General features: G+C 49.9%; 9 protein-coding genes and 1 pseudogene. 7 read left to right on the forward strand and 3 right to left on the reverse strand.

The features are described from left to right. Nucleotides 1-133: 133 nt before the first annotated feature. From GE107_RS14345 to GE107_RS14360, 4 genes are read left to right on the forward strand one after another with little or no spacing between them, the layout of a single operon-like run. Nucleotides 134-1,711: a spore germination protein gene (locus tag GE107_RS14345; RefSeq protein WP_219640667.1), complete on the forward strand. Its 1,578-nt coding sequence runs from the start codon at nucleotides 134-136 to the stop codon at nucleotides 1,709-1,711. 2 nt (nucleotides 1,712-1,713) lie between these two features. After that, nucleotides 1,714-2,937 (forward strand): Ger(x)C family spore germination protein, encoded by a 1,224-nt coding sequence (locus GE107_RS14350; protein ID WP_219640668.1) that lies wholly within the window; start codon nucleotides 1,714-1,716, stop codon nucleotides 2,935-2,937. A 20-nt stretch (nucleotides 2,938-2,957) separates the two neighbouring features. Beyond that, a complete protein-coding gene (locus GE107_RS14355; RefSeq protein ID WP_219640669.1) occupies nucleotides 2,958-4,058 on the forward strand; it encodes a GerAB/ArcD/ProY family transporter in 1,101 nt (366 codons plus the stop codon). A gap of 31 nt (nucleotides 4,059-4,089) precedes the next feature. Further along, nucleotides 4,090-4,311, forward strand: coding sequence for a hypothetical protein (locus GE107_RS14360; RefSeq protein WP_219640670.1), 222 nt, complete (start codon nucleotides 4,090-4,092; stop codon nucleotides 4,309-4,311). A 106-nt stretch (nucleotides 4,312-4,417) separates the two neighbouring features. Here the strand turns inward: GE107_RS14360 and GE107_RS14365 are convergent, their stop codons facing one another. Continuing rightward, nucleotides 4,418-5,335: a VOC family protein gene (locus GE107_RS14365; protein WP_370636424.1), complete on the reverse strand. Its 918-nt coding sequence runs from the start codon at nucleotides 5,333-5,335 to the stop codon at nucleotides 4,418-4,420. Between the two features lie 225 nt (nucleotides 5,336-5,560). After that, on the reverse strand, nucleotides 5,561-8,680 hold the full coding sequence (locus GE107_RS14370; RefSeq protein ID WP_219640672.1) for a hybrid sensor histidine kinase/response regulator: 3,120 nt from the start codon (nucleotides 8,678-8,680) through the stop codon (nucleotides 5,561-5,563). A gap of 158 nt (nucleotides 8,681-8,838) precedes the next feature. Here GE107_RS14370 and GE107_RS14375 point away from each other — a divergent pair, with 158 nt between their 5' ends. From GE107_RS14375 to GE107_RS14385, 3 genes and pseudogenes are all read left to right on the forward strand, one after another. Then, nucleotides 8,839-9,276 (forward strand): Rrf2 family transcriptional regulator, encoded by a 438-nt coding sequence (locus tag GE107_RS14375; protein ID WP_219640673.1) that lies wholly within the window; start codon nucleotides 8,839-8,841, stop codon nucleotides 9,274-9,276. 75 nt (nucleotides 9,277-9,351) lie between these two features. Then, nucleotides 9,352-10,074 carry a DsbA family oxidoreductase gene (locus tag GE107_RS14380; protein WP_219640674.1) on the forward strand — a complete coding sequence of 241 codons (723 nt, stop codon included), beginning with the start codon at nucleotides 9,352-9,354 and terminating at the stop codon, nucleotides 10,072-10,074. Between the two features lie 36 nt (nucleotides 10,075-10,110). Beyond that, nucleotides 10,111-10,209: pseudogene (locus GE107_RS14385) on the forward strand (NAD(P)-dependent oxidoreductase); the annotation flags it as partial. Between the two features lie 150 nt (nucleotides 10,210-10,359). Here the strand turns inward: GE107_RS14385 and GE107_RS14390 are convergent. Further along, on the reverse strand, nucleotides 10,360-12,726 hold the full coding sequence (locus tag GE107_RS14390; RefSeq protein ID WP_219640675.1) for a bifunctional diguanylate cyclase/phosphodiesterase: 2,367 nt from the start codon (nucleotides 12,724-12,726) through the stop codon (nucleotides 10,360-10,362). Between the last annotated feature and the right edge of the window lie 289 nt (nucleotides 12,727-13,015).

The raw sequence follows: 13,015 nt of genomic DNA on the forward strand, positions 1-13,015 counted from the left end.
CGAAACGCGACCGAATCCGGTTGCGTTTTTTTGTTGATCGCAAACGATTTGGATAGTCCTCCCAGATGCTGCACATATTAAAGCGGAAAGAAGGACTGGGTTGTTGTGGTTTTGCGGCTAAGAGGTGCATGATATGCGCAGGTTTTCCTTATTCAGGCGTAAACAGAGGGACAATTTTCAGACTTTCCTTGACTCTCTTCCAACATCGCCGGAACCACCGGGCGAATCGCTTGGGGAACGACTGGCATGGCTTCGTAATCAACTTGACCGCTGCGCAGACGTCGTAATCCGGGAAATTACAACTGAATCGGGTGTTGCCGGAGCCGTTCTTTTTTTGCAGGGAATGGTGGATCGCCAGTTATTCGAGATCATGATTGAGAACGACTTCCTGCAACGGGTCGAAGACCGGCCGGAGGCAGAGTTGGCGGAACGGATTGGCGGTTTGTCCGGAATGCCGATCTCGAGCTTCATGCAGACGCTCAGCCTGACCCAAGCTTTGCAGCAACTGCTTAATGGGCAGATGCTTATGTTGATAGACGGGCTGAAATACATTCAAATTTTTCTAGTCAAAAAGACAGAAAAGCGGGCCATCACCGAACCGACCAACGAACCGGTCATCCGGGGCCCTCGAGAATCTTTTGTTGAAGATTTGGAAACGAACATTACGATGATCCGGCGCCGGATTAGGCATCCGGCATTGAAAACGGAAAGGCTGAATTTCGGAACTTATACGCAAACAGACGTAATGCTTGTCTATATCGACGGCATTTGTAAACAAGAGCTTGTCGATGAAGTAAAACTTCGTCTTGGGCGAATCAAAATGGACGGCGTGCTCGGAACAAGTTACCTGGAAGAGTACATTGAAGACAATCCCTACTCTCCGTTTCCCCAACTGCAAGCCACCGAACGGCCGGATACGGTTACGGCGTCGCTTTTGGAAGGCCGAATCGCCATTTTCGCAGACGGATCGCCGATACCTGTGCTTGCGCCGGTTACCTTGAACATGTTTCTGCAATCGGCAGAGGATTACTACCAGCGATATATTGCCGCAACCTGGATCCGCTGGATTCGCTACTTTTTTCTTCTGATCTCGCTGTTGCTGCCGTCTGTTTATGTCGCGGTTACAACCTTTCATCCGGAGATGCTCCCCCCTAATCTTCTCCTTACAGTTGCGGCTGCAAGGGAAGGCACTCCGTTTCCCGCATTCATCGAAGCGATGCTGATGGAAATCACGTTTGAGGCTTTACGCGAAGGCGGGCTGCGGATTCCTAAGACCATCGGGCAAACGATCTCGATCATCGGGGCTTTAATCATCGGACAGGCTGCGGTAGAGGCCGGAATCGTTTCGGCCCCGATGGTCATCATTGTCTCTCTGACCGGGATCGCTTCCTTCGTCATCCCGAATTACTCGCTTGGTTTGACTCTCCGGCTGCTTCGTTTTCCGATTATGCTGCTTGCCGGAACGTTCGGCATGTTTGGAATTGTGATATCGTTGTTGATCGTTTATATGCATCTGTTGAGTCTTCGTTCCTTCGGAACGCCTTATATGACGCCGATAGCGCCGATCCGCGTTCGGGATTGGAAGGACGTGATGGTTAGGGCCCCTTGGTGGAAGATGAGCAACAGGCCAGTACTCTTTGGCACCCGAGGCGGAACAAGAGAGGCGCCGGTGCACCTCCCTCATGTGCCCAAAGATTGGGATGGTGACTAGCCATGCGATTATCCGTGGTATGGGACATTCGGAATCCGTGCGGAATCATGGTTTCTCTGGTTATGCTTCCGCTGCTCCTGACCGGGTGCTGGTCGCGAGTGGAAATCAACGACCGGCTTTTCGTGACCGCCATGTTTGTCGATGCGGGGGAACAAGAAGATGAGATCAAGTTGACTTTGGGGTTCCCCATGCCCAGCCGGATGACAAGGCTTCAAAGGGGAGTTGCGGAAGGAGAAGGAAACCCTTACGCAACGGTGACGAAAACAGGTGAATCGATTGCCGCGGCTTACCGAAAGATTCAATCCGAGCTCTCCCGCCAGATCAATTGGGGCCATACCCGAATTATTCTCGTTGGCGATAAGATGGCCCGAAGGGGGTTGCGGCCGATTCTGGAATTCGTCCTCCGGCAGCCATCGTTTCAAATCAAATCCTACGTCTTTCTCGTCTCGGGGGAAGCAACGTCAATGGAAGGAGTCATTCCCATACCCGAGCGATTTCCTTCGGAACTGTTGCGCGAATTGGCTGCTCGGAGGTCCATTGTCGATACGAAGGTGAGGGACCTGCTGCTTGGCGGACCCGGCTTGCGAGATGGACTTGTCGGCCGGTTAAGAGTCGCGCCGGAAGTGATGACCAGCGAAAAGGGCAAAACGGCCTTACGAGTGTTCAACAACGGGGCAGGCATGATCAAGGACGAAAAGCTGATCGATTATTACGAACTTCAAGAGATGCGCGGCGCGTTATGGGTCATGGGGCGCATGGAAAATGCGCTCATTTCGGTTGTCTCTCCTACGGACGGAAAAACGGTGGATTTTTTGATCGTGAAGGCGGAAACCAAAATCAAAGCGGAGACCCGTGGAGATCGCGTTCGTTTCCGCATTTTGCTTGAAGCGGTTGACGATGTCTTATCTACCGAATCCGATATTGATTTGCTAAATCCAGTACAAATCAAAAAGCTGGAAGCCAAGCTGAATGACCAATTAGAGGATCGAGTGATGAAAGCATTGGAAAAATCTCAGCGAAATGGGGCTGACGTGTACCAGTTAGGCAACTATTTGGAATGGTACAAGCCTGCCCTATGGAAACGGTGGAAAACGGATTGGCATCGGCATTACATGAAAGATGTCGACTTTAGGGTGAAGACCGACGTTCGTATCCGACGTCTTGGAGGAGAACGCAACCCTTATTGGAAGCCCGGCAAGCCGCCGGAAGGGAAGGGTAGCGAATGAATTCTCCCGGAGGGAAAACGATGGAACGCATCTCCCAGTCCCAATTGATCATGCTTTTAATTCTTAACTTTTACGGCCCGGCCACCGGGTTTATTATTAACGGATTAAGCGAAGGAACGGGTTATGAAGGCTGGATAAGCCTGATCGCGGGATGGGCGGCAGGATTGGTGCTCGTTTTCCCAATCTTGAAAGTGGCTTCCCGCCGTCCCGACGAATTTATAACCCGCTTCGGGGGGCAATTGGTCGGGAGATGGCTGCACGTGCTCATCCTGACCCTCTATTTTTATCAAACCATGTACATTGGCGCGAATTTGATACGGGAGCTTAGCGATTTTTTGGCGCTCGTTTATTTGCCGCTCACTCCCAATTGGGCCATTGCTTCTTTATTTGGTCTAAGCGTCATTTTGGCCGTCCGCTCGGGAATTGAAAACATTTTTCGTGCCGCCTCAGGCCTATTGATTATCGTGGTCGGTGTCGTATTTCTGAACCCCTTCCTGATCCAGAAGGAGATCATTTGGCCGATTGCGGGGGCATTTATCCGTCATTGGGAACTTCGGCCGATATGGGGGGGGATGATCGCCGCCATAGGAATTCTGGATATGTCCAAGGTTCTTTTTATCTATCCGCATCTCCGTAACAAAGAAAAGACGTTTCGTTCCTTGGCCATCGGAAGCGGATGCGGGGTGTTCATGATCATCTTGACTTATTTGACCTGCATCATGGTTTTTGGCGTGCATTCTACGGCTCTCTTGTCCTACCCGACGTTGGAAATGTTCCGTATGATTCGGGTAGGCGATTTTCTGGAAAATATGGATCCGATTTTTATCGGGATATGGATTTCGAGCTTATTCGTTAGAGTCAGCTTTTTTTTATATATTGCCGTTTCCGGCATCGGACAGATGATGGGGTTGAAACACAGCAAGCCGCTAGCTTTTTCCATTGGGGCGGTGATGATCGGAATGTCCGAACATATTGCCGTCAATATAACCGAACGACAGGAATTTCTGAAAAAGGTTCTCCCGGTCTTCACCTTAACGGTCGAACTCTTATTACTCCTATACGTAGTCGGTTTATGGCTGCGTAAACGGAGCTTGCGCGTACACGAAACCGGGGCGGAATAAAGCGACTTTTGGCGAAAGGGATGAATATCGGATGGTATTGCTGGTGATTGCTTACCTTGCGATTGCTTGGGGCGAATGGATCTATTTGAAAACCAATACGAAAAAAACGCGGACGAAATGGGTGGTATTCGGTGTCGTCGCGTTTTCATTTCTATATAACGTTTTCGTCCTTTACACGAAAGACCTGATGCCTACGCAGGATGCCCTTCTCGTGCGATTGTTCGGGCCGATTCAACAAAGGTTGAGCGGTTAAGGATTGGATGCCTAACGCCAAACTGGCTGTAGCAGGATGTATGGCATATGAGATGAGGCACCCACCATCCTGCAAGCCCAGCTCTGCCTGACGTACGCTTATCAGGTCATTCCTCTTGAAATGCTGCTTGCAATTCCGCAATGTTGAACTTTTTCATCTTCAAGAACGCCTGCGTGACACGATCGCGTTGTTCCGGCGTGCCCTTCATCATCATCTCGTCCAGTGCGGCGGGGGAGATTTGCCACGAAACGCCGTATTTGTCTTTAAGCCAGCCGCACTGCTCGGCTTCGGGTACGGCGGAAAGCCGTTCCCAGTAGTGATCGATGTCCTCCTGCGTCTCGCAATTGACCAGGAGAGAAATCGCCTCGTTGAAGTTGAACCGGTGTTCCCTCGCGCTGTCCATGGCCGCAAACCAGGTGTTTTCCAGCATAAAGTCGGTGAACATCACCGTTCCCTCTTGGTCAGGCTCTTGGCCGGGGCCATACCGGAAGAGGGTGCCTGGTTTGGCATTCCGGAAGACCGAAAGGTAGAACTCGCGTGCCTCTTCCGCGTTGCCGCAATTATCGCCCACGAACATCATGGATGGGACGATTGTCGGCCGCGGCTCTCCATCCGGATTCGTCAGAATAAGCTGCCAGGAGACGCCGTACTTATCCTGGATCCAGCCATACCGTTCGCTGAACGGGTACTTGTCAAGCGGCATAAGTGCGGTGCCGTCTTCGGACAACTTGTTCCACGATTCGTCGATCATGTCTCGCGCGTACTTCTCGCGTGAGGGATCGAAATTCACGATAAACGAGATGGAAGGATTGAACGGAAAGAGCGGCCCCGCAGAGATGGCCATAAACGGTTGTCCCCAGACGTTGAACGAAACGAGATCGCAATCGCCGGATGGCGTATTTTGCAATGTTGTCATGCTTGTGATTTTGGAATCCGGGAACACAGAGCAATAGAACTTCGCGGCTTCTTTCGCCTCCTTGTCGAACCACAAGTGCGGGGTGATGAGTTGGTTTAACGGCTTCACGATCATTTCCTCCTTTTTTTGTCACAACGCGAACTCTATTGTGATTCTAACACCAGGATTGAATTTTAGTTTCTTACGGATTGCGGAACTCCTGAGGGATGAGACAAAATCGCGATACTTCGAAATCGAATCCTTCGTAACATTTGCATACTTAACTCCATCGCGGCTGTTGTAATGCAGACCTCATAGTGCTCGCTTAATTCCTATATTTTCATTAAAGCGACTTCAATTCGGTATTCTAAAGCTGACGGTAGTGCCTTTTGCCGGAGTGCTGCGGATAAGCAGTCCTGTGCCGTATAAACGCTTCAAACGCCGGTCTGTATTGTGCACGCCAACTCCTTTTCTTTTGGCAGAAACGGGATTCAATATTTGGTTCACGGCTTCCTCACTTATTCCCACCCCGTTATCCGCGATCGTAATTTCAGAGAAGTCTGCATCATGCGTAATGTTAATCGTAATGACACCGCCGCGGGAACGTTTCATAATCCCATGATAAACCGCGTTTTCTACAAGGGGCTGAATGGAAAGGGGCGGTATCAGCAACGGTCTGGTTTCGTCCACCTCCCAGATCACCTCCAGCTTGTCTGCGTAACGTACTTTTTCGATGTACAGATAAGAGCGGACGAGGTCAAGCTCATGACGCAGCGGAACAATGTGTTCCGAATTTTTATAATCAAAACTTGTCCGGAGATATTCGCTAAAGACAACAAGAAGCCTGCGCATTTCCCCCGTATCGATTTCACTGAGCGCCGCAATGGAATTTAAGGTGTTGAAGAAAAAATGAGGCTTGATCTGCGCCTGAAGCCATGCGGCTTCCATCCGAAGCCGTTCCGCCATCGCTTGCCTGGTATGGGTCAACGCACGAACCCTGGATTTCAATTCCAGAGCGTCCATCGGCTTCGTTACATAATCGTTAGCGCCGGCTCTGAACCCGGCATACAGATCTTCAGGCCGGCTGCGCGCGGTCAAAAGCAAAATCGGAAGCTCGACAAGGGAGAAACGCTCGCGTATCCGGTTAGCCAATTCGTAGCCTGACATTTGCGGCATCATGACATCTGCAATAACCAGATCCCACTCTTGCTTATCCAGCTTGGACAAGGCGTCTTTGCCGCTTGTTGCCAATACGACATCATATTGATCGGCGGAGAGAAGGTTATCTAAAATTTTAAGGTTAATCGGATCATCGTCTACGGCCAGAATTCTCGGGCGATTTCCTGCTGAAGCAGGTATCATTTCGAGAGAAGCCTCGTCTGCGCTGGACGCCGCTGCAGCAGTTTCGGGAAACGCGAAGGAGGAGTCATCTCTTAGGGTCGTGATCTGTTCATCGGACGGGCCGAAGAGAGGAAGCGTCAGGGTAAATACCGAGCCTTCGCCGGGAGTTGATTTGACTTGCAGGCTTCCATCCAGCAATTCAGCCAGACGCTTGCTAATGCTTAATCCGAGACCAAGCCCGCCTCCCACCGAGGTCATTGAAGAGTCTCCCTGCTCATAGGACTTGAATATCCTCGACTGAAGCTCTTCGGTCATCCCGATCCCCGTATCTTTGATGTGAATGTTGGCTTTGCCGTCATAGGCCTCGGCCGTAATGGTGACAGAGCCTTCATTTGTATACTTGACTGCATTATGGACCAGATTGAACAATATTTGAACGAGCCGATTTTCATCGGCAATGACGTTCGGGAATGTATCCGGGATCTCCTGGATGAGAAGAATGGGTTTGTCCTCTATCATGAATCGAAGCATGTCCATCACGCCGGCAGCAACGGATTGAAGCTGAACGCGTTTAACATGGATCTGGATTCTATTTTCCCTCAGACGATTTAAGTCCAGAAGATCATTCAGCATAAATGACATGCGACGCCCTACCCTGATCAGCAGCTCCAGATTTTTGGCATTATGCTTGTCCAATGCCGATCTCGCAGTATCAATGATGCTCTGGGCAATGTTGATCATACCGTGAAGAGGGTTGCGCAGTTCATGAGAGATTACGGCAAGGAACTCGTCCTTTTTGCGGTCCGCTTGTTGAAGCGTCTCGGCGAGCCTTTTCGTATTCTCGGTTGCCCGGAAAAATTTCACCGACCAGTACAAGGCCAAACTGAAAAAAGATAGGATAATATCAAACGGGTAATAGGCTGCTTCGAACAAGCCCTCATTATCCAGAAAACTCCATACGGCATGGGACAAAGTCCCGATTCCTCCAAGAAGCATGTAAAAGAAGCCATCGTTTCTTTTCCAGGCTTCGCGGATATAAAATGCGGGAACGAAACACGCCCCTGCAGCGTTCAAAAGCAACGACAGCGGTTCTATCAATACTACGTAAGAAGCTGGAGACAGCACGCTCACCAAGGCCGCTATGCCGCACAGCGTACAGAACCAAGGGATGAGTTTCGATTTTCCATATTGGGGAAAAAGATGCTTCAAAAAAAGAGTAACGAACAAGGCAATGCCGCAATAGGCAAGATGCCGCAGTTTCATCGACCACTCAAAGTCGAGAGGCACCCATATCAGCAATAACTTCTCATAGTTCGTCAGGATGGAGCCGGCTGCGCAGAATAAGAGCAGGGAGAAATAAAGCAGCATTCTGTCCTTGTTTCGGAACAGGTATAGAATGAAAGAGCAGAACCCGTACAGAAATAAAACGATAATGGCGATCAAGTTCGTGGTGATATAAAAAAGCGATTCTCGCTCGATCGCGTCGGCCGTACCGAACTTCAAAGAGCCGACGATTCCCCCGCCGCGAGCGTATTCGTAATTGGATACATGCATAATGATCTCTATCCGCTTTCCATCTTCCAAGAAGTAGACGGAGTAAGGAGAGTTCCGTGCCTGGTGCCGTTCTTTCTCTGTTGCCGGCCGCCCGTTTTCCGCCAATAAATGGCCGTTTACGTACATTTCGGAGGCGCCGATCGCTTTCATTACTCGAATGCCATACATGGTGTCTTGGTCTGCGGAGGTCTGAACGACCAATCGGTACGTTCCGTACCCGAATGCGGCGCCTCCTTTGGCAGCGGACGAGAAGGCGTCATCCCATTTTCCCGGAACTTGGAGGTAGGTTCTGTCCGCTGGCGCTGTGAGATTATCAAAATCGGCGGGTGTCAACCACCGTTCCGGATAAAATTCCCACTCGCCTTCCAAGGTAATCGGACGGCTGCCGTTGACGCTTAATCCTCGAAGATCCAGAACGCCATGCTTGGCAAGAGGATGCTCGGGGACGATTTGAAAGTAGATCCAGAGCATTCGGAATCCTACCAATACGGTGCAGATCAGCACGACCAGTAATATCATTTTTATATGGGTATTCTTGCTTATTGAGTCCGCCATTCCTACTTTTTTCAACATACCCATCAGTTCCCTTTCCATCTGCAGTGTTAAGTATATCGGATAGATTTAGCGGGTTGTGTATAGCGAGTCTTGGAGGAAAACCGGCTTCTGCTGAATGAGTGTTCGACTCTTGACATTCGCGCTTTAGTGTAACTATAATAGTTACAACGGAGGGTGTTTTAATGAAAATCAGCAGCAGATTTTCCATAGCCGTTCACATTCTATCGCTGCTCGATAAAGCCAATGGTGCGCACTGCACGTCGGAATGGATTGGCGACAGCGTCGGCACGAATCCAGTCGTCATTCGGAGAATACTCGGGCAGCTGAAGAAAGCGGGATTGGCGGGCGTTCGAGCCGGCACAGGCGGTGCTTACTTGCTTAAAGGAGTAGCAGAAGTAACGCTGCTTGATGTTTACCGGGCGGTGGAAGTCGTGGAGGATGGAGAACTCTTTCATATTCATGAACAGCCGAATCCCGACTGTCCAGTCGGAGCGAACATTCAAGCCGTTCTGGAACTGATCTTACGACGAGCCCAAAATGCAATGGAAGCGGTTCTGGCTGACATTACGATGAATGAATTACTTTTCGAGCTTACCGCGCGAATAAACCGGCAAAGGTGAGCTTTTTTTTGAATATGCTGTAACGATATTCGTTACAACGCCCTTCGTCGAAAAGAGTTAAGAGGAGGTCGCGGAATGAAAATTGAAGTTTGGTCCGATTATGCATGCCCCTTCTGTTACATCGGAAAACAGCGGCTTGAAGCGGCGCTTGACCGATTCGCGCACAAAGACGATGTCGAGATCGTTTACCGAAGCTTCGAGCTCGATCCGCACGCACCGAAAGACGTGAATCACGACGTGCATGACATGCTTTCCGCCAAATACGGCATGAGTCGGCAGCAAGCCATTGCGATGAACGAGAAAGTCGGCCTTCAAGCGAAGGAAGTCGGACTCGAGTTCCAATTCGACACCTTGATTTTGACGAACACGTTCGATGCACACAGGTTGGCGCAATATGCCGCTAAGCAAGGCAAAATGGATCGTACGGCACGGGAGCTGTTTCAGGCGTACTTTACCGACTCCCGGCATTTGGGCGATCACGAAACGCTGGCCGAATTGGCGGTGAAGGTCGGATTGGATCGCGATGAAGTGCTGAAAATGCTCGCCGGCACTGACTATTCCGCCGAAGTTCGCGCGGATGAGGAGGAAGCGAAACGGCTTGGCGTGAGAGGGGTGCCGTACTTCGTGATCGACCGCAAATATGCCGTATCCGGGGCGCAGCCCGCCGAAATGTTTCTTCATGCGTTGGAGACGGCATGGAAAGAATCGCGTCCGTTGACCGTGTTGAACGAAGCCGGAAGCGAATCGGAGAAAACGGCATGTACCGAGGACGGTTGCGCTCCCTTCGGAAAAGCTTAAAGAAAAGGAAAATCGCAGTAATCGGAGCACCCCGGCTATGTGAGCTATGCCGATTATGCGATTGCCGTCGTGGGTGAGATCGAGAATCCGCAGCATATCAACGAACGTTTTACTTTGGTCGGGGAAGCGGAATAAAGGGAAACGTATCGCCGCAATAATGAAGCGCCGCAATCCAAATGCCGCAGCTCCGGAGTCCGGGGATGCGGCATTGTATTTCCCATAACTCGTACTTGATTGGTTTGGGGGAAGACCTGGAACATTGCAAAATGGGTTATAGAACTCCGGTCAGACTCGTTTCTCCTTGATAAAAGCGGAGATCTGGCCGGCCGGCATCGGCTTTCCCGTCAAATAGCCTTGAATGTAGTCACACCCGAACTCATTCAAATAAGCGAGCTGCTCCTCCAGCTCGATCCCTTCGGCGATGATTCCAAGCCCCACTCTCTTGGCCAGCCCGATAATCGACTCCGTCATATCTTTCGCTACCGCGTCCGTCATCATATCCTGTACGAAGGACTTGTCTATTTTCAAATGATCAATCGGAAGCAGCCTTAAGTAACTAAGCGATGAATATCCCTTGCCGAAGTCATCCAAAGCGAGATTGACACCGAACTTCCGCAGCTTATGAAGAATCTCCACCGAAGATTCGAAGGATTCGATGAGGTAGCTCTCGGTGATTTCCAACTCGACATACTGAGGCGCAAGCTTCGTTTCTTCCAGAATGCGGATAACCCGATCGGCGAAATCAGGCTGCTTCAGCTGCACCGCTGAAATATTAACGGAAATAACGGAATACAAATGATCGCGCTCGTGGATATATTTGTTTTGCAAGAAAGCCGTTCTCATCACCCAATCGCCGATGGGGTGTATGAGACCGGTATCCTCGGCAATCGGAATAAAATCGGCCGGCGATATGTTCCCCAGTTCGGGCGCAGACCATCGCAGCAGAGCTTCAAAGCCTCGAATATGGCCGCTCACGGTCTCAAATTGCGGTTGATAGTGCAGAGACAATTGATTCTTGTTGATCGCTTCTCTCAGCAGTGCTTCTATTTTGGCCCGCTTCAATATCTCTTCTTTCATTTGCATAGAAAACATCATCAACTTGTTGGAGCCTCGATCTTTGGCCTTGTACATAGCCGTGTCCGCATTGTTCAGAAGCTGTTCAAGATGTTGACCGTCATTCGGAAAGACGGTGACGCCAAGACTCGCCGTGACATTAACGGGGTTGCCGAGGATGAGTAACGGACGGCTGAAAATCCCCTGTATCGCAACAAGATCCGTCATCAGTTGATTTATGTCCGCAAAATTCTCGATAAGTACGATAAATTCGTCTCCCCCGAATCGAAATGCGGTCATACGATCATTGCAAATCGACATGAATTGGTTGCCGACTTCCTTGATGAGCTCGTCGCCGAAAGAGTGTCCTTGGGTATCGTTGATCAGCTTGAAATTGTCCAGATCGAGCAGTACAAGCGCGACCTTGGAAAGTTTGCCGTTGTCGCGCGCAATCGCCGCATTGAACTTCTCTACAAGAAGCTTGCGGTTCGGCAATTGAGTAAGCACGTCGTAATAGGCGTCTCTCTGGATTTTCTGCACATTCGTTCTGATCTCCAACATCATCTGTTGGAAAGCGGCGGCGATTTGTCCGATTTCGTCCGTAGATTTAACCTTGATGTGAACGTCCAAATCGCCCTCGGAGAAAGATCGGATGTTCCTGATGAGTATCGGAATGTCTTTAAGCAAATATTTCATCAAGTAATAGATAATGCCCACAAGGATAAGTACGATCAAGGCATAGAAAATCATAATGGTTCGCATATAAGCATCCAGCTGGCTCATCGCTTCCTTGTAGGAAATCACGACCCCGACCGACCAACCGGTGGCTGATACGGGAGAGAAGCCAATATATTCTTTCCGGCCTCCGATCGATGTCAGAACGAGCCCCTTCTCTCCCTTCGTCATTCGGTCCGCAAGGAGTTCTTGCTTCCCATTCTGTTCCGGATCATAACGGCTCATGACCAGATTGGAGTTCGGATGGTACAGTACCGTTCCGTTCCTAGACAACAGGAACGTATATCCGGAACTCAATTCATATTGCATAATCTTCGGAAGTGAAGTCAAAAACAAATCAAGGGCGACGAATCCTTTGATATCGTCCCCCTTCTTGATAGGTTTGATCATGCTGACAATCAATTTATGCGTCGTGTTATCGATATAAGGCTCGGTGAAGAAAATCGGGTTTGCGTTCACCGCCCCTGCATGCCATGGACGCAGCTTGATGTTGTAGTCGGGGTTGGAAAGATAATCGCCGCTGCCAATGTAGAAGTTGCCTTCCTCGCTGCCAACCCATACTTGCCCAATCGTGGAATCCATGCTCGCAATCGAGTTAAGCGTAGCCATTGCTCGATGATAATAGGGGCTGCGCAAGGCATCTTGCCGGGAGGAGGCGGAATGGATGAAGCCGAGAATATCCAGATTGATGCTCATCTGGTCGACTATCGTTTCCTTCTGGGTTAGAAGAGAATGGATTCGAAGTGCGGTTTCGTCGCTTTGCGTGCGCAACTGCTGTTCAATGATCCGTATGTATAGCTTCTCGGTGTTTTGATAAACAAAATAACCTGTAAGGATGAAAGCGACCGCAAACGTAATCAACATCGCTGCGGACAACTTCCTGGATATGCTGTCCTGCATGATCCACCTTGCTACAGCATTTCTCGCCATTGAAACGTAAGCCATTGCCGCCGTCGCCCCTAGTATTTCGAAATCTTCATCTGAATCTTGCTTAGGGATTGAAAAATAAAGAGACGGATATGCAGGTGTAATTTTCATGTAAAATTATGCCATTCCTATTGTTGGACAAGCTCAACTCAGATATGATTGATATCTAGGCTAAAAGTCATGTGACCAAGATAAGGAATGCAACAATTCGATTATATTCGACATA

Source organism: Cohnella sp. CFH 77786 (assembly GCF_019400745.1).
Classification (GTDB): domain Bacteria; phylum Bacillota; class Bacilli; order Paenibacillales; family Paenibacillaceae; genus Cohnella.